We start from the raw sequence: 22,116 nt of genomic DNA, 5'->3' as shown, positions 1-22,116 counted from the left end.
ATACGAAAGGACAAGCACATGGCATTCCCTGAAAAGCTTCCGGTCGCTGTCATTGGCGCTGGTCCCGTTGGACTCGCGGCTGCGGCAAGATTGGTGGAGGCAGGCATCACGCCCCTTATCTTGGAGCGGGGAGCTTCCGTAGGCTCGTCCCTGATCGACTGGGGCCATGTGCGGGTTTTCTCCCCCTGGAAATACAACATCGACGATGCCGCGCGACGATTGCTCGATGATCTCGGCTGGAACGCCCCGCAGCCTGACGGTGTGCCGACGGGCCGGGAAATCGTTGAAAACTATCTTCTGCCGTTGGCGGGTGTTCCCAAGGTCGCGGCCAACCTGAAGCTCGCCACAACGGTCACGGCGATTACCCGCCAGGGATTTGACAAGGTCTCATCAAACGGCCGTCAGGATGCGCCTTTCGTGGTCCGATACGACGATACCGGGGGCGAGCACGAAGTTCTGGCACGAGCTGTCATCGATGCCTCCGGCACCTGGATGCAACCGAACCCGATGGGGATCAACGGTCTGCCCGTCGTCGGCGAACGCACCTCCAGCAGGGTTTCCTATGGCATACCGGACGTTGCCGGGGTCAGGCGGTCTGACTTCGCCGGCAAGCGAACACTGGTTGTCGGAAGCGGTCACTCAGCAATCAATGTCGCCCTGGCCCTGCTGGAACTTCAGGAGAGTGATCCTGCGACCGAAATCTTCTGGGCGCTCCGCCATCATGGTGTGGCCCGCCTGCTCGGCGGCGGTCTCAATGACCAGCTTCCCGAGCGCGGTGCCCTCGGACTGGCTGCGAAGAAGGCCATGGACGAGGGTCGCCTCAGAATGCTGACGTCCTTTTCCGCCAGGAGCGTGAAATCCGAAGACGAAGGGATCGTCGTCAAGGCCATGGCAAACGGAGAGCCAGTGAGACTGGCACTAGACCGGGTGGTGGTCACGACTGGCTTCCGGCCCGACCTATCGTTTCTCAGAGAACTCCGCATTGATCTCGATCCTGCCGTCGAGGCTCCGCCAGCCCTGGCTCCACTGATCGATCCGAACCTTCATTCCTGCGGTACCGTTCCGCCCCACGGCGTCATCGAATTGGCTCATCCGGAGAAGGACTTCTACATTGTCGGCTCGAAATCCTATGGCCGCGCTCCAACATTCCTGATGAAGACCGGCTACGAACAGGTTCGTTCCGTGGTCGCAGAGCTTGCGGGAGATCACGTTGCCGCACGACGGGTGGAACTGGTTCTTCCTGAAACGGGTGTGTGCTCCGTCGATCTCGCAGTAAACGCCACATCGGGATGCTGCGGCGGACCCGCGCCCGTAGAAGCGGACGCCTGCTGTGTCGCTGATGCGACCGCGAAGGCCGATGGAAAATCCGGATGCGGCTGTGCGGCACCAGTTGTCGAAGAAGAGCGAGCGTGATGATGGGAGAACGGAAGCTACCCGCATGGGCGCTTGCGGGGCTCGGCGCAACGCAAATCATCGGATACGGCACCCTCTACTATGCGTTCAGTATCCTTGTGCCGGAAATCGCAGAAGATATCGGCAAATCGCAGCAATGGGTGTTTGGAGCTTTCTCGGTAGCTCTTCTAGTTGGGAGCCTCGCCGCGCCCCTGTCAGGATACCTTGCCGACAGGATTGGCGCGGGGCGGTTGATGGCGGCAGGATCGCTGCTGGCGTCCGCAACACTCGTCTTGATGGCCGTCTCCACCGGACCGATCACCTTCGCTGTCGCACTGGCGCTGACCGAGATCGTTTCGGTCGCCGTTCTCTACGCCACCGCGTTCACTGCAATTGTTCAGACTGGAGGACAAAATGCGCAGAAATCCATTGTTCACCTGACGCTGATCGCAGGTTTCGCCTCCTCGGTCTTCTGGCCGCTGACGTCCTGGCTGCATGGTTTTCTGTCCTGGAGGGAAGTCTATCTGCTGTTCGCAGCGTTGAACCTCTTCATTTGCCTTCCAGTGCACTTGGCGCTTGCCCGGCTGACGACCACAGCAGTGTCAGTCTCCAAGACCAGCACCGCCCCTATTAGCGAACACCGCCCTATTGCGAACGGAACACTGCTGTTCTCGCTGATGCTGCTCGGCTTTGCCATCGAGGGCTATGCCCTGTCGGCGATCCTGGTTCACATGGTACCGCTGACACAGGCGCTCGGGTTTGGTGCAGCAGGTCTGCTGGTTGCTTCCCTGTTCGGTCCAGCCCAGGTTGCAAGCCGCCTGATCAACCTGCTCTTCGGCCGCGAGCTGTCGCAGAAATGGCTGGCCGTCATCGCGACTGGACTTCTACCAATCGGTCTGACGATCCTTCTGATGACGACACCGTGGGTGCCCGGAGCGGTAATGTTCGCAATCTGCTTTGGACTGGGCTCCGGTCTCACAAGCATTGTCGGGGGGACATTGCCGCTCGAATTGTTTGGATCAAAGGGTTACGGCAGTCGTCTCGGCTGGGCCACGTCAGCCAAACAGATGATGTCGGCGATTGCCCCGCTCGCTATGTCCATGTCGATGGCAGGATTCGGCGTCGTGGCCTCGATCTGGGTGACGGTAGCGGTGGGTTTGGCAGGGGTTTTGGCATTCCTTGCAATCGTGTCACTCGAGCGGCGCCCTGTGGTTCTTCCACAAACGGTGAACGTCAGACGGATTCAGTGATCTCAGAACGCCTCAGATATGAAGGTGTGCAACACCGAAGACGAGGACGAGAGCTACTCTCTGGATGAGTGGTTCTTATTGGCCACGGCTCAATCGTTGGGCGGTTCCTCGAAAGTTTCGGAACCGGCAAGCCGCTCCGCTTGAGCGAGGGATCGGGCCAGAAGCGACCTCTCGGGATCGCGTCCCGTGCCCGGCCTGACCAACGACCGCGCGACCGTCATCCACCACTTCTGGCCAGGGCGAGCTAGCGACTGACAGCGTTGACTTGAAGCCGAGCGTAAGTCATCGGGCAGCCTTGTGGCCGGAGATCAAGCCACAGCGACAAAAAAGGCCCCGCTTGATAGCGGGGCAGGCGCGCATCCAGATCATGGGGACGCGGGGGGAATAGCAACATCTAAACTGATCGAAAGCGCCGCCGATGCCGGTTCGCCGTCGGCAAGCGCTTCCTCCCAATTCACGCGGCCGATGCCTCCTGGTGAAGGAGAGCCGACCGCTTACCGCGATGTAGGTCCGCGGCAAAGATGCAGGCGGCGCTGTGGCCCGGCGAAAGGCCATGGGACGGCGGCATTGCCTTGGCACAGTCGTCCACCGCCAGGGGGCAGCGGGTCCGGAACCGGCAGCCCGACGGCGGGTTTGTCGGACTGGGGACTTCACCGATCATCAGTGGTCCTCTGCGGTGCTTTTCGATCCGCGGATCCACCTCGGGCGCGGATGCCAACAGCATCTGCGAATAGGGGTGGCTCGGACGATCGTAGAGCTCCTGGGACGGGCCATGCTCGACGATCCTGCCGAGGTACATGACATAGACCCGCGAAGCCGCCTGCCGCACCAGTGCCAGATCATGGGCGATGAACAGGCATGCTACACCCAGATCCTTCTGCAGGCGCAGAAACAGGTTCATCACCTGCGCGCGGATCGAAAGATCGAGCGCGCTCACCGGCTCGTCGCAGATCAGCACCCTCGGGTTCACGGCGAGCGATCTGGCAATTGCCACGCGCTGGCGCTGACCGCCCGAGAGTTCTCGCGTGTGACGGTCCCTGACCGCGGACGCAAGGCCTACCTGATCCAGAAGCTCCTTCGTGCGACGATCCCGCTCCTCGAGCGTTCTGGTGCCTGCGATGACGAGAGCTTCATCGATGGCTTCACCCACCGTCTGACGATCGTTCAAGGATGAATAGGGATCCTGGAAGACATATTGCAGCGCCCGACGGCTGTCACGGAGGGCTGCGCCCGATAGGGCGCTGAGGTCGACACCGTCGAGCAACACCCGTCCGCTGCTTGCCTTCTCAAGCCCGACGATGGTGCGTCCGAGCGTCGACTTGCCACAGCCGGATTCACCGACCAGTCCGACGATCTCACCGGGATAGAGTTCGATCGAGACATCATCGACGGCATGGACAAATTTGCCCCGCTGAACGCTTTTGAAGCGCGTCTGGAGATTTTCGACTTTAAGAACCGGTGCTTGTGTCATGCGGCGGCCTTTCCTTGATTGACGACGGGGCAAGCCACGAGAACCGAGCTGTCGTCCGACCGGACCAACGGGGGGCGGCTATTGCTGCATGCGGGGACGGCAAGCTCGCAACGCGGCGCAAGTGCGCAGCCCTTGATCGGCGCACCGAGCGTCGGCGGAATGCCGGGGAGACCTCTGAACTCCGACCCAATTGGATCCTCCCGCCTCGGTATCGCGTTGATCAAGCCCCTGGTGTAGGGGTGACGTGGGCTGACGAGAACCTTGTCCACCGGACCGCATTCAGCAGCGCGCGCCGCATACATGACGACGATGTTGTCGGCGGCGCCGGCGACCACGCCCATGTCGTGCGTGATCAGCACCATCGCCATGTCGAGCCGGCGCTGCACGTCCTTTAACAGCCGCAAGATTTGCGCCTGAACCGTCACGTCGAGCGCGGTGGTAGGTTCGTCGGCGATCAACAGCTTCGGCTCGCCCGCAAGCGCAATCGCGATGACGATGCGTTGCCGCAGCCCACCGGAAAGCTCATGCGGATATTGCCGGAGCCGGGCCACAGGATCGGAGATCCCGACAAGCTTCACGAGCTCGAGGGCACGTGCCTCGGCCGCCCTGGGCGTCATGTTGAGATGCAATTCGGCCATCTCGGCAATCTGCCGCCCAATGCGGCGCACAGGGTTGAGGGCACTCATCGGGTCCTGGAAGATGAAGCCGACGGACTTGCCGCGAAGCTTCTGGATCTCGGGCTCAGGCAAGCCGATCAGTTCGCGCCCCTCGAGCTTGACAGAGCCGGAGAGCATGGTCGTCACGCCCGTCGGCATCAGCCCGAGCGGTGCGAAGTTCATCACCGTCTTGCCGCTGCCGCTTTCGCCGACGATGGCGAGACATTCGCCCTGCCGGACCGAATAGCTGACACCGTCGACCGGGCGGACCGCCGATTTCGCGGTCAACAGATTGACCGTCAGGTTGCTGACGTTCAGGAGCGCCTCGTCACGCATCGGAATTCTCCTTGTCCCAGCTTGCGACCTCAAGCCGGCGCGCTGCGAGCATGCGGCGAGTGAGGGGTTTTGGAATGCGGTTGAGAGCGATGGACTCCCCGAGGGTGTTGAAGCCGATGACGGCTGCCGTGAGGGCAAGTCCCGGTAACAGAACCTGACGCGGGTCGGATTCGAGATAGGGCAACGCGTCGACGAGCATCTGGCCCCATTCCGGCGTCGGCGGCTGAATGCCGAGGCCGAGGAAGCTCAGCGTCGCGACCGCCAGGGCAGCCGTGCCGGCGTCGGCCGTGGCATAGACCATTACCGAGCCGATCGTGCCGGGAAGGAGATGACCGAAATAGATGCGCCAGGGGCTGGCACCGAGCACCCGCAGCGCCTCGATATGCGGCTTGCTCATGATGCTGACGGCCACGGCGCGGCTGATACGCCCACTCATGGGCCACCAGGCAAGTGCCAGCGCCAGCACCATGGTCCAGTATCCGGGGCCGACGATCCCGATCACGGCCAGCGAGATGATCAGGCTCGGTACGGACAGACCCACATCAACGATGCGCATCAGGAGGTCGTCCACCCAGCCCCGGTGGTAACCAGCGATCGTTCCGAGCACGATACCGATGGTCATGGCGATGCCGAGAACCGAGCCGACGCTCACCAGCGACGTGTTCGCAGCGATAATCAAACGGCTGAACGTATCACGTCCGAGGTGATCGGTTCCGAGCCAGTGTGCGGCCATTGGACCGAGACCGGCCTCCAGCAGGTTTTGGGCGCTTGGGTCCTGGGGTGCAAGCCAGGGCGCGAAAGTACCCAGAGCAACGAATAGGCCGATGGTAATCAATGCCGCCCGCGGCATCTTCTTCAATCGGGCCAGGATAGGATTGAGCATGTTCATGATCAGCTCCATTGGCGGCGAATGCGCGGATCGGTCAAAAGAACCGCTAGATCGACGATCAGATTCACCACGATAAAGAAGGTCAGGAAGATGAGCAGGCATGCCTGCACCACCATGAAGTCGCGAAAGCGGACGCCGGCGAGGAAATAATCCCCAAGGCCCTGCCAGGCGAAAAGCGGTTCGACGATGATCGCTGTCGCTGTCATCAAACCGACTTGGGTGCCGAGCGCATTGATGAAGAGGGGTGTGATGTTGGGCAACGCTTCCCGGAACAAGATGGCAGTGCGGCCGAGGCCCTTGCTTTTCGCGGTCAGAACGAAAGGACTCGTCATCGCCTCCTCCAAACCGACCCGCACAACGCGACTGAGGACTGCGGCCGGAAGAACGGCGACGGTGAGCCATGGCAGGATCCAGCTTTTCGGGCCGTTGAAACCGAACGACGGCAAGAGCTGGAAGGTGACGGAGAAGCCATAGATCATCAGCGCACCGACGAAGAACGTCGGCGTCGACGCGCCGAGGAGCGCCAGACCGCGCGATACGCGGTCCGGCAATTTGTAGGGCCAAAAGGCACCGAGGAACCCCAAAGCCAGGCTGATGAGGGTGGCGATTGCAGCCGAACCTACAATCAGGGTCCCGGTCACGAACATCCGGTTCGCCAGGTCCGCGCTGACGTCCGTTCCTGTTCTGTAGGAAATGCCGAAGTCGCCGCGAACAGCATCGCCAAGCCAATCCACGTAGCGCATCAGCAGTGGCTTGTGCAGTCCTATCTCTTCGGCGACCTGTTCGACATAACCCGGTGTAGCGACCGCCCCGCGAAGCTCGGCGATCAGGACGGCAACATTACCGGGTGCCGACACCACGAGTGTGAAGCAAACCAGGGACGCCATGAACAAAAGGACCAGGGAATGCTTCAGCCGCTTGCTGATGAAGTGGATCAAGGTACCCTCCCCTATTCGGCCAGCAAAATGTTTTCGTACGGCATGTCGTATTCGGTCACCGGACTGCTGAAGCCGTGCACCCGCTTGGAATGCGCCCAGATGCTCGGCACGTAGACCAGCGGCGCAATCGCGTCATTGTCCCGCAGCCAGTCATAGACCTTCTGAATGGTCGGCTGAATCTGATCCCCCGTTGCCGCCATCGCTGCGTTGATCAATGGATCCAGATTGGTCGGATCGGTGACCAGCTTGCCCTCGACGTCGTTGTGGAAGGTCGACAGGCACAGTCCCACGATCGAGCCGAACGGATCGTAGGGCGCGCCGTAGGTCAGGAAGAAGCCGAGGTCATACTTCTGCTCCAGCATGTCCGTGTGCTTGGAGGCATGGTCGACCGAGCGGATGACGAGATCGATGCCGATCTCCTTCATCTCGGACTGGATGACTTCGGCAATCACACGCGACCCCGGCACGGCATCCGGGCTGACAACCAGCTCCAGCGCCAGCGGCTTGCCATCCTTGGATCGGATGGGGCTACCCGTCCAGCCCGCCTTTTCGAGCAGTGCCGATGCCGCCGCAGCATCGCGGGCGGGTGCGTCATATTGCGTTCCGGCATAGGGCAAAGCGCCCGAGAACATATTGCCGGCGGGCTTCGCGTAGCCGTGGTAGAGCACCTTGGAGATAGCTGCGCGATCGATGCCCATGCTGACGGCCTTGCGCACCTGCGCATCCCTGAGCGCCTCGGCGCGGTCGGGATTGAATGCCATCACCAGCGTGACGTTGCCCGGATCGACGACGACATTGAAGCCGGCCGCCTCGAGCTGCTTGCCCTCTTCCGGGGTCAAGGGCGCGATCCAGAAGCCGCCGACCAGGTCAAGTTCGCCGGCACGCAACGCCGCAACCCGCGACCGCGCATCGGGAATGACCTTGGCTTCAAGGCGTTCATAGGACGGCAACTCGCCCCAGTAGCCTTCGTGATGCTCGAAGACGCTCTGGGTATCATCCGCGCTGATCTGACGCCACGGCCCGGTGCCCACAGGCTCGCCGAACTTGCCGTCGGCACCCACAGATTTGGGCGAAAGGAAACGCGTCGGCCGCGTGTAGGAGAGTTCCTGCATGAGCGCGAGCACCGGCTCCTTGAAATTCAGGGTGATGTGGTAGTCGTCGACCACGTCCAGCGACTGGAAATGCTTTGAGCAATTCATCCAACTGAACTGGTCGAGGCCCATCCAGCGCTCGAGATTCCATTTGCACGAGGCAGCATCGAACTTGGTGCCATCCTGGAACGTCACGCCCTCGCGCAACGTCAGATGCAGCGTCTTGCCGCCGTCTTCGATCTTCCAGTCGGTCGCCAGGCAAGGTTCGATCTGGCCGCCCTTACCGTATTTCACGAGCGGCTCGAACATCAGATCCTGGATCGCCCAGATCGCATAATGGCTTTGCGGATCGAGGTTGCCGGCAGGTTTGGCGATAGCAACCCTGAGCGTGCCCGCGGCACCTTGCGCATAGACAATTTTCGACAAAGCACCCTGCGCCATAGCCAAGCCGATAGCGCCGGCCGCCCCCTGCAGGAACGTACGCCTATTCACTGACATGAGTTTTCTCCTCCGTTTTGGCGCTCCTCGCGCCGTCGATACAAGCGGCCTCCACGCCGTTTTGTATAGACATATGGACTGTCTCATGCATACAATATTGCGTCAAGATCGTATTTTAGATTGTCGACACTTTGGCAGGCGAAATGCGAAATCGACGAACATCAGGAGGAGGATGATCTGGGATTATTGGCTCTCTCGCCGCGCTAAGCCTGCAACGAGGTGCCGAAGGCGCGAATCCTGAGCACCTTAGACGCCTGATGCTTTCAGCAATATCGATGATTATTGTATACAATGTGGGTGGCGGTATGGCGAATTCGTCACTCACATGGTGGACATGGCGATCGCCAAGGAGATGATCATCACCGGCATCAACCTCCCCAGCGATGTCGACGAAATCCAGGTCTCCGGGCTGACGTTCCATCAAGGTCGCACCGCCGCGTATCCAGGAATCACCCTGCGCCATGGAATGCCGCGTGTCGCAGATCCTCGATTACGGCCGCCGCTCGATCGTCATCGGCGAAGTCGTGCAGATGTATGTCCGCGACGAATGCCTCGATGCGAGCGGCCGCTATGTCCTTCCGGAAGTCTACCAGCCTATCGCCCGCTTGCATGCCAACAACTACATCGTCGCCGACAATCAGTTCGTGCTGACAAAGCCGGACGAGTTCGTTCACCACGATATCGCTACCGGCTACGGCGGGCCGGTGCCCGAGGCGAAGGGTAGGTCAGAAAACCCAGCATCCCGTCTGGGGCCGGCGGACAGAACCTCGATGGAACGGCCGAGCGGCCTTAACGCTCCGGCGTACCGAAGCGCCGATTTGTAAGTGGCGCTTCGGCCACCAACCCGGTCCCCCGCTCGCAACAACACCGCATTGACTGCGAGGAATGATCCCCCTTGCTGCAACTATCGACGATACTTTGCTTGGAGTCGCCTACACCGGCTAGACGCAAAACCACTAAGATAATAAATCGCGGGTTTAAGGTGTTCGAGACAACTCCATGTTTAAAGGCGACCGATTCGTCGAGAAGCAGACCAGTTGGTGGCCGATCTATGTCGCGCTGCGCGATGCGATCGTCAGTCATCGGCTGGCACCCGGGACGAAACTGCCCGAGGATGAACTGGCATCGATCTATGATGTCAGCCGAACCGTTGTTCGATCGGCGCTGCAGGCGCTGACACACGATCGGCTCGCGCAACTCCAGCCAAATCGTGGCACCTTCATTTCCAGCCCGACCAAGCAGGAAGCACGTGAGGTCTTTGAAGCACGGCTCTTGATCGAGCCGAAAGTTGCAGCTATCGCCGCAGAGGTCGCCAAGAAGTCGGATGTCGCCAAGCTGCGCAAGCACATGCAGGCCGAGCACGAGGCCGTCGGCTCCGGCGACACAAGCGACGCTATCGCAGCATCCGCGCAATTCCATATAGAAATCGCCGAGATCGCCAATCATACCGTGCTCACAAATTTCGTTCGCGAACTGGTCTCCAGCTCTTCCCTCGTGGTCGCGCTTTACTGGAAAAAACGCGAGACAACCTGCGAAAGCCATGCGCATGCGGCTTTGGTCGAGGCAATCGCCGATGGCAACGCCGCTCAATCCGCCGAGCTGATGAAAAGCCATCTGGAGGATGTCCTGTCGGGGCTCGACGTCGGCCTCGCGGCAAAGAAGCAGGAACGGCTCGCGGACATTCTCCGGTTGCGCTGAATCGGGCACTTGGACAGGCTGGTCGAGCGACTTGAAATGCGCCTCGATCGTTGCACTGCGCAGCTCATCTTTGCTTCTGCAATGAGCGTAAAAGGTCGGTCGTCCGGCCGATCACGCGATCTCCGAAACACTGGCTCACCGTCTCGCTCCAAGAAGCGTTGACGTGACCGCGACGGAGGCGGATGGATCGATGAACGGGAGAGAAAGGACGAAGGTTCTCCTCGGGACGGTGGTGCCATGGCCGACGTCTTCAGCACCGACAGCGAACGCGCGCCGCGGCCAGAATGGCTGATCTTGGTGGGCGTCTGTACTCACCTCGGCTGTATCCCGCTTGGCCAAAAGACAGCGATCCGCGCGGCCCCTACGGCCGCTGGTTCTGCCCCTGCCACGGCTCGATCTACGATGCTTCGGGACGGGTTCGAAAAGGCCCCGCACCGCACAACCTTCAAATCCTGCCCTACGCCTTCCTCGATGATCAGAGGATCAGGATCGGATAGCGCCTTGACGCTCCAAGAAGCTGGAACGGGATACTCTCCTCCTTCTGTTTGCTTGACCTTGCCATCGTTGGAAGCCGTAAGATTCCGTCCAGCATGGAGGTCACCAGGAATGGACCGTCGCGCCGACAAACTAGAAGAGAACATCCTCACTCTGTTCAAACAAGCTTGCCGACAGGGTCGGCTGGACGTCGCCGAGCACCTGCTGCGAGCACTCGAAGCGTCGAGCGAAAAGGGCAGCCGCGCCGGGCTGTCAGGTGGTCGTGAAGCATTGATCAACGCGTATCGCACCGTGGCCAAACTTCGTTAGGAGCGCAGGTGCCGCCCTGAACAGGTCGATAAACCGGGAAATCGCCTCGGAAATCGGAGCCGAGCCCTACCCGCAGCACCCGTGCTGCTGTTGGATCGGCGGGCACTTCACTGAACCGAACGAGCAAAAAACGCAGCAGTCACCGGGATTTGGGCGTAGCAGGGTTTTGCAACTGAGGCATTCATAGAAGAACAGACAGGCATCCAAGGGCATGGTCTCGCGTTTTGCAAAGCCGCAATGCGGGCAGGTCAGCACGGATTCGAGAATGGACGGGCTGCGGGACTCGTCGGTCGTCATCGTATCAATCCCTTCAATCGTTCCCACAACCCCGGTTCCGGATGTCCGTGGGATTTCTGGGTCCGGTTGGTGAGCGCGTTGACGAAGACGACCAGATTGACCGGCTCGAACTTCAATCCGTGAAAGCGGGCTCGGAGACGGCCATCCTGGTCGATCACGTGGGTGACGATGCCGTGCATCTGCATGCCCTCTTCGCTTTCGGTGAACTTGAGGCCGTAGGCTTCGGCGATCTTGCGGGTATTGTCTTCCGACTGGCCCGGCGCTGCGGTCAGAAACATCCAGTTCACCGGGTCGAGACCCTGTCCGTACTCGCTGAGCACCGTGCCTCTATCGCGCTTCGGGTCCGTGGTGATGGTGACGAACTCGACCATCGCCTTCATCGGCGTCCGGTTGATCATCGTCTGGAGTTCCGCGATTCGCTCGGCATGCAGGGGACAAACGTCCGGGCAGTTGGTGTAGACGAAGTTCAACACGACGACCTTGCCTCGAAGGTCGGACAGGCTGACGGTGCGGCCCGCCGAATCCTGCAATGTGAATGCGGGCCCTTCTTTGTCGACCGCCTGGAAGTATGTCTCCTTGGCGCGGAGGTCCTGATCGACCTCCTCGAGCGAATGTGCCAGCACCGGGACGCCGGAAGCCACCGTCATTGCGATGACAATCAGGGCTGAATGCAATGCGCGCATGGGTCACCTCTCGAAAGCGGTGGCATCGCCGTGCGTGGACGAGCAGCACGACCGCAGAACCGCGAGTGAAGCGGAGGCATCGAAGGTCGGCACTGCCTTACCGATCAGCGCCAACGGGAGCTGGCTCGGATCGCGGCTGATGCCCCAAGCAAACACGGCGGCCAGTCCCACGAATGCGATAGCCGGCAGCGCCAGCAGCAGCCGACGACTCAAGGCGGATGTCGGCCCGCCCTCCGCCTTCGATGTTGCCTCCATGATGAGTTCGGTCATGGCGATCACCTCCCGTCCGACCTCACTCCTGCGCATAGACGGAGGGGGCCTTACCGTCCTTGGGCACGGTGTAGATCACGAACTTCTCGGTCTTGGTGCCGGCCATGCCGGGTGACCCCATCGGCATTCCTGGCAGGGTAATGCCGGCGATCGCTGGCCTCTCGGTGAGAAGCTTGCGGATGACGTTCACCGGCACGTGCCCGTCGATCACATAGCCGTCGATGAACATGGTGTGGCAGCCCTGCATCCCCTCCGCTACGCCCGCCTTGCGGCTGATTTCGGCGAGGTCGTTGGTGGGCTTCACGTCGACGTTAAAGCCGTTATCCCGAAGATAGGCGGCATAGCCCTCGCAGCAGCCGCATTGCGGGTTCTTGTAGAGTGTTGCCTGGAGGGGGTCGGCCAGCGCCGGGGTGGCGAAAGCAACGAGAGCGGTGAGGCTGGCGAAGCGGATGGTGCGGTTCATTTCGATTCTCCTTGATTAGCTCTGTTTGTTTCAGGCGACACGAAGCACGGTCATCAGCCCGGCCATCTGGTGGTCGATCACGTGGCAATGCAGCATCCAGTCGCCGGGGTTGTCGGCGACGAAGGCGACTTCGACGACGTCCTTCGGCGCCATCAACACGGTGTCCTGCCATTGGCGATGCGGTACGGCCACGCCGTTGCGGCTCAGCACCCTCAGGCTGTGACCATGGAAATGCATCGGGTGCCACCAGGCCGTCTCGTTGCGCAGCACCAGTATGATGCTGCGTCCACGCTGGAACGTGATGGCAGGTTCCATGCCTGCATGACCGTCGCCCGTCATCGACATGCCGTTGATCGCCCATGACGGGGCACCGCCCATGCCCATCATCGTACCGTGCATCATCCCCCCACCCATCATGCTGCCGGTTCCGGTCATCATACCGCTCATCATGCCGCCCTGGATGGTCAGATCCTGTCGCTCTGCTGCCGCAAGGTCTGGCTCCGGCAATGGATTGCGCGACAGATCAAGCGGAGCATCGAGCGGATGCGCGCGAAGCGGCGACCGCCCGTCATAGGCGAGCTGCGTCAGTTGGTACGACAGACCCTCGTAGAATTCGTCCATGACGCCGTAGCGCCGCCCCGGGTCTGCCTGCATGTCGATCATAACATCGACACGCATAGCCGGACCGAGCAGGATGCGGCCGCGCTCGGGCTCGTGCGCATCGCACGGCTGTCCGTCGATCGCCACGATCACAGGCCGATGCCCTTCGAAACGCAGCGCCATGATACGCGCAAGGGATCCGTTGACGAGACGCAGGCGGACGCGTTCGCCGGCGCGTACCGTTTCAGCCTCAGAAACCCGGCCATTGAGCGTGACGGTATTGCCGACCCGCCCGGACATCCCCGCCTCCATGCGATTTCCGAAGCCGGAGGCTATCCCACCGTCCTCGTTCAGCCTCCAATCGGTTACGAACCAGAGAAGATCGCGATCGACGGCGACGGCTTCGCGTTCCTCGACGATCACGGCTCCGGCGAGACCGCGACCGAGCTGCTCCAGGCTGTTGGCATGCGGGTGGTACCAGAAGGTGCCTGCATCGAGTGGCGTGAATTCGTAGACGAAGCGCTCGCCCGGCCTGATCGGAAGCTGCGTCAGTCCGGGCACACCGTCCATCGCGTTGGGCAGCCTTATGCCGTGCCAATGGACGGTCGTCTCCTGGGCAAGCCGGTTCTCGACGAGGAGGCGAGCGGGCTCGCCCTGGCGGAGCCGGACGAGCGAGCCTGGCACAGTGCCATTGTAGGTCCAGACATCCGTCTCGCGCTGATCCAGACCAGCAAGCCGTGCGCGGGCGGGTTCTGCGACAATCCGGTAGCCGTCGGACGATGCAGCACCTGCCGGGAACGGCGGCAACGCCGTCGCGAGCAGAAGGCCCGCTCCGGCCTGGAGCAGGCTCCGACGGGACACGACGCTGTTGGATTCTTCAGCCACGTTCGATCCTTCCGATCATCGAGATGATGGAACGCATGGGCCTTCAATGCGCACGCGTTCGCTTGTCCGGCTCGGTCGCTTGGGTCGCGATAGCCGGAAATCAGCCGATGTCGGAGGTTCGTGGTGGATCGGGATCGGGCGGCAACACCCTGCCATTGAGGAGCAGACCGCCGGCCGCGAAGGAAGCCACCTTCTCCCCGATCGGCAGGAGCACCACGACTGGTAGCGGCGCGACCACGGGAGCGGCGCAAACATTGCCGCAAGCCATCGCCTTGATAGCGCTATCGGCGGGCTGCTCGGGGCAATCCTGGCAGTCACCGTGATCCGACGCTGCCATTTCGGACATCACCGCCATCTTGGCAGCCATGCCGCTCGCCTGGCCGATTGCCAGCCCCATCCCCGCAGCCACCAGGACCGCGAGGAACACGATGCCAAGCTGTCGGAACGACACGTGCTTCATGGCACCAGAGAGGATCGCGCCGAATTCCCGCAAATTCAAGCCATGATGCGTCACCCCGCCGGGCCGGGGCGTCAACATTGCGTTATGCGACGCGGGCGGACGCCTCAGCGAAAGAAGAGGTACTTGACGAGCGCCGCGATCACGAGCGCGATCAGTACGAGTCCGATGAGACCCGCGAGGCCCATGCCCCACATCATGCCGCCGCCCATCATATCGTTCATCATGGCATCTTCCTTTCACTCGGCAGCCTCCTTCAGGGCCGCCTGCGCGACCTCGGTTGCGACCGACCGGGCGGTTGCGTCCGCCGGTAGCCGCCATCCCTTGACCAGCCCGTAGATCGCCGGGATCACCGCCAGCGTCAGGATCGTCGACGAGATCATGCCGCCGATCATCGGCACGGCGATGCGCTGCATGATTTCCGAGCCGGCACCCGTGCTCCACAGGATCGGCACAAGGCCCGCCATGATCGCGACGACGGTCATCATCTTCGGCCGTACGCGTTCGACCGCCCCGACCATGATCGCCTGGTGAAGATCGGTTCTCGTCAGGTCCCGATTTTCGGCTTGGCAGCCAGACCGCCGCTCCTTCCAGGCCTGGTCGAGGTAGATGAGCATGATCACCCCGGTCTCGGCCGCGACTCCGGCGAGCGCGATGAAACCGACGACGACCGCAACGGAGGCGTTGAAGCCGAGCCACCACATCAGCCAGATGCCGCCGACGAGCGCGAACGGCAGCGACAGCATGACGATCAGTGTCTCGGCGAGCGCCTTGAAGTTCAGGTAGAGCAGCAGGAAGATCAACGCGAGCGTCAGCGGAACGACGATCGCCAGCCGCGCTTTAGCCCGTTCGAGATATTCATACTGGCCGCTCCAGGCGACCGAGTATCCGGACGGTAGCTTGACGCTATCGGCAACGGTCTGCTGTGCTTGCCCGACATAGCCGCCCAGATCGCGTCCGGCGATATCGACGAAGACGTAGGCCGCCAGTTGTCCATTCTCGGTCCGGATCGTCGTCGCACCCCGCGTCAGCTTCACCTCGGCGACCTCGCCGAGAGGGACCGTTCCACCGCCCGGCAGCGCCACTTGGACATCGCGGGCGATCGACTGCGGATCGCTTCGCAAGGCGCGCGGATAACGCACCGCCACCCCGTAGCGTTCGCGGCCTTCCACGGTCGACGTGACCACCTCGGAGCCGAGCGCCGTGCCGATGACCTCCTGGACGTCGTCGATGCTCAGGCCGTAACGCCCGAGCGCGATGCGGTCCGGAACGATGTCGAGATAGTATCCGCCGATCACCCGCTCGGCATAGGCGCTCGATGTGCCGGGGATCGTCTTCAGGACGGTTTCGACATCGCGGGCGATCCGCTCCATCTCCTTGAGGTCGGTACCGTATACCTTGACGCCGACCGGCGTCCTGATTCCGGTCGACAGCATGTCGATGCGCGCGCGGATCGGCATCGTCCATGCGTTGGATACTCCCGGAAACTGCAGCGCCTTGTCCATTTCCTGCTTGAGGCTGTCGATCGTCACACCCGGCCGCCATTCGGACTTCGGCTTCAGGGTGATGATGGTCTCGAACATCTCCGTCGGTGCCGGATCGGTCGCGGTCAGCGCCCTGCCCGCCTTGCCGAATACTGTCTCAACTTCCGGGAAGGATTTGATGATCCTGTCCTGCGTCTGCATCAGCTCGGCCGCCTTCGTCACGGACAACCCCGGCAACGTCGTCGGCATATACATCAGCGTGCCTTCGTTCAGGTTCGGCATGAACTCGCTGCCGATCTGCCGCGCGGGCCATACCGTCACGGCCAGGGCGATCACGGCCAGCAGGATCGTGACCGTCTTCGCCCGAAGCACGCCAGATATGACCGGGCGGTAAATCCAGATCAGGAACCGGTTGAGGGGATTGCGGTGCTCCGGGACGATGTGACCGCGAACGAAGACAACCATAAGGGCGGGGACCAGCGTGATCGACAGCAGCGCGGCCGCCGCCATGGCGAAGGTCTTCGTGAAGGCGAGCGGCCCGAACAAGCGGCCCTCCTGCGATTCCAGTGTGAAGATCGGCAGGAACGAAACGGTGATGATCAACAGGCTGAAGAACAGCGCAGGCCCGACCTCGCTCGCGGCCTTGATCAGGACCTCGGTGCGGGACTTGTCGGGCGGCGCGCGTTCGAGGTGCTTGTGGGCGTTCTCGATCATGACGATCGCGGCGTCAATCATCGCGCCGATCGCGATGGCGATGCCGCCGAGACTCATGATGTTCGCCCCGATTCCCAATGCGTGCATCGCGATGAACGACATCAGGATGCCGATCGGCAACATGATGATCGCGACAAGAGCACTGCGGACATGGAGAAGGAAGGCGATGGTCACCAGTGCGACGACGATCGACTCCTCGACCAGCGTGCCCTTCAGCGTCTCGATCGCGGCATTGATCAGCTCGGAGCGGTCATAAACGGGCACGATTTCCGTTCCGGCAGGCAAGCTGTCCTTGATCGCATCCAGGCTTTTCTTGGCGTTGTCGATGACGGTCAGGGCGTTCGCACCGAAGCGCTGCAGCACGATGCCGCTCGCGACCTCACCCTCGCCGTTCAGTTCGGTGATGCCACGCCGCTCGTCCGGAACGATCTCCACGCGGGCGACATCGCCGAGGCGGAGCGGCGTGCCTCCCTCGATTATCAACACGATGTTCTCGATGTCCTTGATGCCCCGGAGGTATCCTCTGCCGCGGACCATGAACTCGAACTCGGAGATTTCGACGGTCCGTCCGCCCACATCGCGGTTGCTGGCACGCACCGCGTCGGCGATCTGCCTGAGCGTGACGTTCTGGGCCTTAAGTCGCGCCGGATCGACGACGATGGAATACTGCTTCACGAAGCCGCCGACACTCGCGACCTCGGCAACGCCTTCGGATTTGGAAGCCGCGAAACGCACAACCCAGTCCTGAAGCGATCTGAGTTCCGCGAGCGAAAGCTCCTTTGCGACGAGCGCATACTGGTAGACCCAGCCAACGCCCGTCGCGTCGGGTCCGAGGCTAGGCGACACGCCGTCTGGAAGACGGCTTGAAGCGGCGTTCAGGTACTCGAGCACACGGCTGCGCGCCCAGTAGGGATCGGTTCCGTCCTCGAAGATCACATAGACGAAAGAGACACCGAAGAACGAAAAACCACGAACGACCCGGGAGCGCGGCACCGTCAGCATCGATGTCGTCAATGGATAGGTGACCTGGTCTTCGACGACCTGCGGTGCCTGACCGGGATAGTCGGTGAAGACGATCACTTGCACGTCCGAAAGGTCGGGGATCGCATCGAGGGGTAGCGTGCGTAGTGAGTAGATGCCCGCCGCGATGGCGAGCACCGCGCCGACGACGATCAGCACGAGGTTACGGGCCGACCAGGCGATGACGTTCGCGATCATGGCTGGTCCTCGCTGGTGCCGAGCGCATTCAGCGCCGCATTGAGGTTGCTTTCGGCGTCGAGCAGGAAGTTTGCCGAAACCACGATCCTGTCACCTGCATCGATCCCGCTACGAATCTCGGTCTTGTCTTCGCCCCGGATGCCCAGAGACACGTTCCTCGGCTCGAACCGCCCCTCGCCCTTGTCGACGAACACCAACTGGCGATCGCCCGTGTCGATTATGGCGCTGTTGGGAATGGCAACGACCGCCTCGGTCCCACCAGTGTCGATGTCGACCTCGGCATAGGTGTTGGCGAGCAGCAGGCCTTCGGCGTTCGCAAGCTCGATGCGAACCTTGGCGGTCCGGGTTTGCGTCTGCACTTCCGGATAGATCAGGTCGACGATGCCGTTGAAGGTCCTGCCTGGCACGTTTCGGAGCGTCACCGTCGCCGCAGCGCCCTGCCGGATGGACGCGGCATCGTATTCGGGGACATCCGCGATCACCCACATCCGCGACGTGTCGGCGATGCGGAACAGGACATTGCCTGCCTCGGCCATCATTCCGATCGTCGCGCTGCGCTCCAGCACGACTCCGTCGCTCGGCGACAGATAAGGAATGCTCCGTGGCACCGCCCTGGTCCTGGCAATGGCGGCGATCGTTTCATCCGCGACGCCGAGGTTGCGCAGTTGCAGCGCCGCTCCAACGTTGGCGTTCGCCTTGCCGCCGCTCAGGAGTTCGGTGGCGTACTCGGCCCCGGCCCTCGCTATATCCTTCGAGTAGAAATGGAAGAGATCGTCACCCTTGCGCACGCGGTCGCCGGTCGTGACATTGGCGACGTCGTCGATGAAGGCGTCCGCCCGCATCGAGACGATCCGGATCAGGCGCTCGTCGAAGGCGATTGTTCCCGGTACGCGCACCTCGCGGGCGATCACGCTGCGCTCCGCGGTGGCGGTCTTCACGCCCGTGCGCTGCAGCTTGCCCAGGGACACCTTGACGATCGAACTGTCTTCCTCGTCACCGTCGAAGACGGGAATGTAGTCCATGCCCATGGAATCCTTCTTCGGCACCTTGGAGGTGTCCGGCAGTCCCATCGGGTTCCGGTAGTACAGTATCTTCCTGGTGTCACCGGACGAGCCGGCATCCGCGTGGGTCGCGACCGCCTTTGTCGGCTCGAAGCTCACGTCTTCGCTTTGCCGCACGGCCCGAAAGGCCCGACCGTCCGCTGTCGATTTCGCAGTGGCTGAATATTCCGGCGTTCCGTCCGGGTGCTGGTAGTAGATGACTTCGCCCGTCGGTGCGGGTCTTTGACTGATGGTCTCCCCGAGCGCGGACCCGGAGAGAAATGCGCTGAGTTCCGGGGCAAGGCCACGCGTGCCAGCCACGTACCCTCCCCCGCCGGCGATGGCGAGGGAGCTGACGAAGAGCAGGAATTTGGACGTATTCACGGCGTCGCCTGCAAAACGAGTTCGCCCTGGACGGTGTCGGTCTCGCCCTGGACCTTGGCCGCCAGCTTGAAGCGCCAGCCACCTTCCATGCTCAGGTTCGTCTTGAACGTGTAGACGCCAGGTTCGGGCGACGGCAGCGGCTCGACGGGCGTGGTCATGGCCTCCATGCCTTCGGGTGCCATGTCCATCCGCGTCGTGAAGATGACGGCGTCGGGCACGGGTTTTTCCGTCCTCTTGTCGATGAGGCGGGCGGCGACAGTCGCTTCGGGGCCTTGGGAGACGTGCGTCTCCACGAGCTGGAACTCGTAGTCCGTTGCGGCTGCGAAGGATGTGGTCGTTGCGGCCAACACAATGGCCACGGAGCCGAGGATCGCGCTCGGCGAAAGATAATTTGTGGTCATGGAAAATCTCACCCAGGACGGGCACGTCGGACCGCGTCCTTCAAAAAAACAACGATGATCGGGCGGACGCATCGCTGCACAGCGTAGCGCCTCTATCCGGTTACTCGGAGGGTGAAATCAGGCTTTGGGAGGTCGCGCCGGCGGTTCGACAAGGGCCGAAGGCAGATGGCTTTCCTGAAGGAGGTCATGCGACAGGCCATGCCATGCAAGATTGACCCGCCAGCCGTCGGTTCTCGGCTCATGCACCAGAATGCTTGAGGAGCAGATCAACGCTAATGGGCATGCGCTCCCGCAGTCGCTCTTCTGAACGGGTTTCTTTTCCGGACAGCACGACATGTCGTCGGGATTGTCCATGCCGGGCATGGCCGCCATCTGCATTTCGCCGGGAAGTGCCATTGCACTGGCGGCCGCGCCGACGCTCACCGGACCGAACACGATCCCGAGCAATACGAGCGAAAGCAGAAAACGCCGGAGGGCAACGAACAACATGCGTATATGCTTGCATAGGCAAAGTCCGATTGGAAGTCGGTCACGGAAAGTTGCGACGGACAGACGCAGTCGGTGGGTCAACAGGTTGTCCAACGCCTTGCCTCGTCGTGAACGCTTCGATGAACTCGGCAACGATCGCCTTTATCAATCGTCCGGTAATCCTGTCCTTCTGCCAGAGCGCGGTCATCTCGACCGGCGACGGCGTCCATTCAGGCAAGACGCGCACGAGTTCGCCCGAACTGAGAGCGGCCTCGATCATGAAGTTGGGTAGGTTGGCGACGCCAAGTCCGGCGACGGCAGCATCGATCAAAATAGTTTGTCGGTTCGCCGCAAAACCGATCCTCGGATGAACCTTCGTTGTGACACCCTCGTCGTTGCCCAGATCCCACTCCACCAGGTCACGACGGATTGCGAGAGCCGGGACATCGTCCAAGTCCTTCGGCTCCTTCAGGTTGGGATGGGTTGCCAGATAGTTCGGGCTGGCGACGAGAGTCCGCGGCAGGTTGGCGATCTTCTTGAACACCAGCCCTGAGTCGGCAACTGGCCCCATTCTTACGACGAGGTCGTATCCTTCCTCGACCAAGGAGACCCTTCTGTCCGCAAGTGTCATTTCGATGATCACGTCCGGATAGCGGGACTTGAAGCGGACCAACGCCGGGGCGAGGACTTCTGTCGCGATGTCCGGCGGAAGGGACAGGCGGACTGTGCCGGAGAGCGCCACTTTTTCGTCCTGCACTCCCGCTACCGCCTCTTCGGCCACCATGAAAGCCTCACGGCTCCGGTCATAGAGCTGCTGTCCGTGCTCTGTCAGGACGACGCCCTTCTTTGTCCTCCGGACGAGACGAACGTTCAGGGTGGCCTCCAGCGCCGACAGTCGCCGCGAGAGGGTGGCCTTGGAAATGCCGGTGGCCCGCTCGGCCGCGGCCAGACCGCCAGCCTGGACGATACGGATGAACAGGGCGAGGCCGTCGAAGTCTCCGAACGTCTTCATGTTCCATAAATGGAACATAAGGTGCGCCGTTTTCAAGTCTCCTCGCATCATCGTTTCAGCATTAACTTCACTGGCGAGCGATGACGCTCTTCGAAACAAGGAGATCACATCATGTCCAAGTTGTTCACACCCGAGAATTCCGCATTGCTTCTGATCGATCATCAGGTCGGCACGATGCAACTTATCAAGAACATCGACGTCGAGCAGGCCAAGCGCATGTCGCTGGCGCTGGCCAAGGCCGCCAACATCCTCGGCATCCCGACCGTGCTGACGTCCAGCCAGGAAGACGGTGTCCAGGGTCCTCTGCTGCCTGAACTGCAGCAAATCCTTCCGGTCGCCTTCGAAAAGCGCGTGAAGCGCGAGGGCATCGTCAACGCCTGGACCGACGCCAACTTTAGGGCCGCCGTCGAAGCGACCGGACGCAAGAACCTCATAATGGCCGGCGTCACGACGGACGTCTGCCTGGTATTCCCAGCGATCGACGCCGTCAGTGAAGGCTACAGCGTACAGGCCGTGATGGACGCCCGGCTCGCCTTACGAGCTGTCCGAAGACATGTCGCGCCGCCGCATGCAGGACGCTGGTGTAATCCTGACCGCGACCAACACCATGATCGCCGAACTAGCCCAGAACTGGGGCACTGAAAACGGACAGAAGCTGATCCAGTTGCTGTTCACCGACGTTCTTCCGCCCATCAATTCGTAACCGACACGCGCCCG

21 protein-coding genes and 2 pseudogenes are annotated in these 22,116 nt (G+C 61.7%); 7 read left to right on the top strand and 16 right to left on the bottom strand.

Features of this window, described 5'->3' with window-relative positions:
- Positions 1 to 18: 18 nt before the first annotated feature.
- The gene (locus tag AC244_RS09100) at positions 19 to 1,413 is read left to right on the top strand and encodes an FAD-dependent oxidoreductase (RefSeq protein WP_053248509.1); all 1,395 of its coding nucleotides are present in this window, start codon (positions 19 to 21) and stop codon (positions 1,411 to 1,413) included.
- A complete protein-coding gene (arsK, locus tag AC244_RS09095; RefSeq protein ID WP_321166223.1) occupies positions 1,413 to 2,642 on the top strand; it encodes an arsenite efflux MFS transporter ArsK in 1,230 nt (409 codons plus the stop codon). The genes AC244_RS09100 and arsK overlap by 1 nt, the downstream gene beginning before the upstream one ends.
- Before the next feature lie 454 nt (positions 2,643 to 3,096).
- Here arsK and AC244_RS09090 read toward each other — a convergent pair whose 3' ends face one another.
- Genes AC244_RS09090 through AC244_RS09070 form a run of 5 tightly spaced genes read right to left on the bottom strand, consistent with a single transcriptional unit; the run spans position 3,097 to position 8,521 of the window.
- Complete coding sequence (locus AC244_RS09090; RefSeq protein ID WP_053248507.1) at positions 3,097 to 4,113, bottom strand: ABC transporter ATP-binding protein; 1,017 nt, start codon at positions 4,111 to 4,113, stop codon at positions 3,097 to 3,099.
- Positions 4,110 to 5,105 (bottom strand): ABC transporter ATP-binding protein, encoded by a 996-nt coding sequence (locus tag AC244_RS09085; RefSeq protein WP_053248506.1) that lies wholly within the window; start codon positions 5,103 to 5,105, stop codon positions 4,110 to 4,112. Before AC244_RS09085 ends, AC244_RS09090 begins: the two co-directional genes overlap by 4 nt.
- The gene (locus AC244_RS09080; RefSeq protein WP_053248505.1) at positions 5,098 to 6,006 is read right to left on the bottom strand and encodes an ABC transporter permease; all 909 of its coding nucleotides are present in this window, start codon (positions 6,004 to 6,006) and stop codon (positions 5,098 to 5,100) included. Before AC244_RS09080 ends, AC244_RS09085 begins: the two co-directional genes overlap by 8 nt.
- A complete protein-coding gene (locus AC244_RS09075) occupies positions 5,997 to 6,932 on the bottom strand; it encodes an ABC transporter permease (RefSeq protein ID WP_053248504.1) in 936 nt (311 codons plus the stop codon). The genes AC244_RS09080 and AC244_RS09075 overlap by 10 nt, the downstream gene beginning before the upstream one ends.
- A gap of 11 nt (positions 6,933 to 6,943) precedes the next feature.
- Positions 6,944 to 8,521: a nickel ABC transporter substrate-binding protein gene (locus AC244_RS09070; protein ID WP_053248503.1), complete on the bottom strand. Its 1,578-nt coding sequence runs from the start codon at positions 8,519 to 8,521 to the stop codon at positions 6,944 to 6,946.
- Between the two features lie 473 nt (positions 8,522 to 8,994).
- Here AC244_RS09070 and AC244_RS09065 point away from each other — a divergent pair, with 473 nt between their 5' ends.
- From AC244_RS09065 to AC244_RS09055, 4 genes and pseudogenes are all read left to right on the top strand, one after another.
- Positions 8,995 to 9,345 (top strand): hypothetical protein, encoded by a 351-nt coding sequence (locus tag AC244_RS09065; RefSeq protein ID WP_234716886.1) that lies wholly within the window; start codon positions 8,995 to 8,997, stop codon positions 9,343 to 9,345.
- 175 nt (positions 9,346 to 9,520) lie between these two features.
- The gene (locus AC244_RS09060) at positions 9,521 to 10,219 is read left to right on the top strand and encodes a GntR family transcriptional regulator (protein ID WP_053248502.1); all 699 of its coding nucleotides are present in this window, start codon (positions 9,521 to 9,523) and stop codon (positions 10,217 to 10,219) included.
- Between the two features lie 258 nt (positions 10,220 to 10,477).
- Positions 10,478 to 10,716, top strand: a pseudogene (gene petA / locus AC244_RS35055) (ubiquinol-cytochrome c reductase iron-sulfur subunit); the annotation flags it as partial.
- 109 nt (positions 10,717 to 10,825) lie between these two features.
- Positions 10,826 to 11,023, top strand: coding sequence for a hypothetical protein (locus AC244_RS09055; protein ID WP_053248501.1), 198 nt, complete (start codon positions 10,826 to 10,828; stop codon positions 11,021 to 11,023).
- Between the two features lie 66 nt (positions 11,024 to 11,089).
- Here the strand turns inward: AC244_RS09055 and AC244_RS37970 are convergent, their stop codons facing one another.
- From AC244_RS37970 to AC244_RS09005, 11 genes are all read right to left on the bottom strand, one after another.
- Positions 11,090 to 11,320, bottom strand: a complete 231-nt coding sequence (locus tag AC244_RS37970) for a GDCCVxC domain-containing (seleno)protein (protein ID WP_082366794.1) — start codon at positions 11,318 to 11,320, stop codon at positions 11,090 to 11,092.
- On the bottom strand, positions 11,317 to 12,003 hold the full coding sequence (locus AC244_RS09050; protein WP_053248500.1) for an SCO family protein: 687 nt from the start codon (positions 12,001 to 12,003) through the stop codon (positions 11,317 to 11,319). The genes AC244_RS37970 and AC244_RS09050 overlap by 4 nt, the downstream gene beginning before the upstream one ends.
- Before the next feature lie 3 nt (positions 12,004 to 12,006).
- Positions 12,007 to 12,273 (bottom strand): hypothetical protein, encoded by a 267-nt coding sequence (locus tag AC244_RS09045; RefSeq protein WP_053248499.1) that lies wholly within the window; start codon positions 12,271 to 12,273, stop codon positions 12,007 to 12,009.
- Positions 12,274 to 12,295: 22 nt separating this feature from the next.
- The gene (locus AC244_RS09040) at positions 12,296 to 12,736 is read right to left on the bottom strand and encodes a DUF411 domain-containing protein (RefSeq protein WP_053248498.1); all 441 of its coding nucleotides are present in this window, start codon (positions 12,734 to 12,736) and stop codon (positions 12,296 to 12,298) included.
- Between the two features lie 30 nt (positions 12,737 to 12,766).
- A complete protein-coding gene (locus AC244_RS09035) occupies positions 12,767 to 14,221 on the bottom strand; it encodes a multicopper oxidase family protein (RefSeq protein ID WP_053248497.1) in 1,455 nt (484 codons plus the stop codon).
- 100 nt (positions 14,222 to 14,321) lie between these two features.
- Positions 14,322 to 14,759: a hypothetical protein gene (locus AC244_RS09030; protein ID WP_234716885.1), complete on the bottom strand. Its 438-nt coding sequence runs from the start codon at positions 14,757 to 14,759 to the stop codon at positions 14,322 to 14,324.
- A gap of 158 nt (positions 14,760 to 14,917) precedes the next feature.
- Entirely contained in the window at positions 14,918 to 18,094 is a 3,177-nt protein-coding gene (locus AC244_RS09025) for an efflux RND transporter permease subunit (RefSeq protein WP_053248496.1), read from the bottom strand.
- A complete protein-coding gene (locus tag AC244_RS09020) occupies positions 18,091 to 19,518 on the bottom strand; it encodes an efflux RND transporter periplasmic adaptor subunit (protein WP_053248495.1) in 1,428 nt (475 codons plus the stop codon). The genes AC244_RS09025 and AC244_RS09020 overlap by 4 nt, the downstream gene beginning before the upstream one ends.
- The gene (locus AC244_RS09015; RefSeq protein WP_053248494.1) at positions 19,515 to 19,919 is read right to left on the bottom strand and encodes a FixH family protein; all 405 of its coding nucleotides are present in this window, start codon (positions 19,917 to 19,919) and stop codon (positions 19,515 to 19,517) included. Before AC244_RS09015 ends, AC244_RS09020 begins: the two co-directional genes overlap by 4 nt.
- A 117-nt stretch (positions 19,920 to 20,036) precedes the next feature.
- Positions 20,037 to 20,408 (bottom strand): hypothetical protein, encoded by a 372-nt coding sequence (locus AC244_RS09010; protein WP_234716884.1) that lies wholly within the window; start codon positions 20,406 to 20,408, stop codon positions 20,037 to 20,039.
- Between the two features lie 40 nt (positions 20,409 to 20,448).
- On the bottom strand, positions 20,449 to 21,561 hold the full coding sequence (locus AC244_RS09005; protein WP_234716883.1) for a LysR family transcriptional regulator: 1,113 nt from the start codon (positions 21,559 to 21,561) through the stop codon (positions 20,449 to 20,451).
- On the opposite strand from AC244_RS09005, the pseudogene AC244_RS09000 reads away from it, so the two are divergent.
- Positions 21,511 to 22,102: pseudogene (locus AC244_RS09000) on the top strand (isochorismatase family protein). The gene AC244_RS09005 and the pseudogene AC244_RS09000 overlap by 51 nt on opposite strands.
- Positions 22,103 to 22,116: the final 14 nt, after the last annotated feature.

The sequence above is a fragment of the Ensifer adhaerens genome (assembly GCF_001270265.1).
Taxonomy (GTDB): Bacteria; Pseudomonadota; Alphaproteobacteria; order Rhizobiales; family Rhizobiaceae; genus Ensifer; species Ensifer adhaerens_B.
This window is presented reverse-complemented; position numbering and strand designations above follow the sequence as displayed.

Coding starts and splice junctions, on each gene's coding strand:
- AC244_RS09010 (WP_234716884.1), bottom strand. CDS start 20,408: ATGTTGTTCGTTGCCCTCCGGCGTTTTCTGCTTTCGCTCGTATTGCTC.
- AC244_RS09085 (WP_053248506.1), bottom strand. CDS start 5,105: ATGCGTGACGAGGCGCTCCTGAACGTCAGCAACCTGACGGTCAATCTG.
- AC244_RS09030 (WP_234716885.1), bottom strand. CDS start 14,759: ATGTTGACGCCCCGGCCCGGCGGGGTGACGCATCATGGCTTGAATTTG.
- AC244_RS09015 (WP_053248494.1), bottom strand. CDS start 19,919: ATGACCACAAATTATCTTTCGCCGAGCGCGATCCTCGGCTCCGTGGCC.
- AC244_RS09050 (WP_053248500.1), bottom strand. CDS start 12,003: ATGCGCGCATTGCATTCAGCCCTGATTGTCATCGCAATGACGGTGGCT.
- arsK (WP_321166223.1), top strand. CDS start 1,413: ATGATGGGAGAACGGAAGCTACCCGCATGGGCGCTTGCGGGGCTCGGC.
- AC244_RS37970 (WP_082366794.1), bottom strand. CDS start 11,320: ATGACGACCGACGAGTCCCGCAGCCCGTCCATTCTCGAATCCGTGCTG.
- AC244_RS09080 (WP_053248505.1), bottom strand. CDS start 6,006: ATGGAGCTGATCATGAACATGCTCAATCCTATCCTGGCCCGATTGAAG.
- AC244_RS09025 (WP_053248496.1), bottom strand. CDS start 18,094: ATGATCGCGAACGTCATCGCCTGGTCGGCCCGTAACCTCGTGCTGATC.
- AC244_RS09005 (WP_234716883.1), bottom strand. CDS start 21,561: ATGATCGATCAGAAGCAATGCGGAATTCTCGGGTGTGAACAACTTGGA.
- AC244_RS09040 (WP_053248498.1), bottom strand. CDS start 12,736: ATGAACCGCACCATCCGCTTCGCCAGCCTCACCGCTCTCGTTGCTTTC.
- AC244_RS09090 (WP_053248507.1), bottom strand. CDS start 4,113: ATGACACAAGCACCGGTTCTTAAAGTCGAAAATCTCCAGACGCGCTTC.
- AC244_RS09060 (WP_053248502.1), top strand. CDS start 9,521: ATGTTTAAAGGCGACCGATTCGTCGAGAAGCAGACCAGTTGGTGGCCG.
- AC244_RS09070 (WP_053248503.1), bottom strand. CDS start 8,521: ATGTCAGTGAATAGGCGTACGTTCCTGCAGGGGGCGGCCGGCGCTATC.
- AC244_RS09055 (WP_053248501.1), top strand. CDS start 10,826: ATGGACCGTCGCGCCGACAAACTAGAAGAGAACATCCTCACTCTGTTC.
- AC244_RS09100 (WP_053248509.1), top strand. CDS start 19: ATGGCATTCCCTGAAAAGCTTCCGGTCGCTGTCATTGGCGCTGGTCCC.
- AC244_RS09045 (WP_053248499.1), bottom strand. CDS start 12,273: ATGACCGAACTCATCATGGAGGCAACATCGAAGGCGGAGGGCGGGCCG.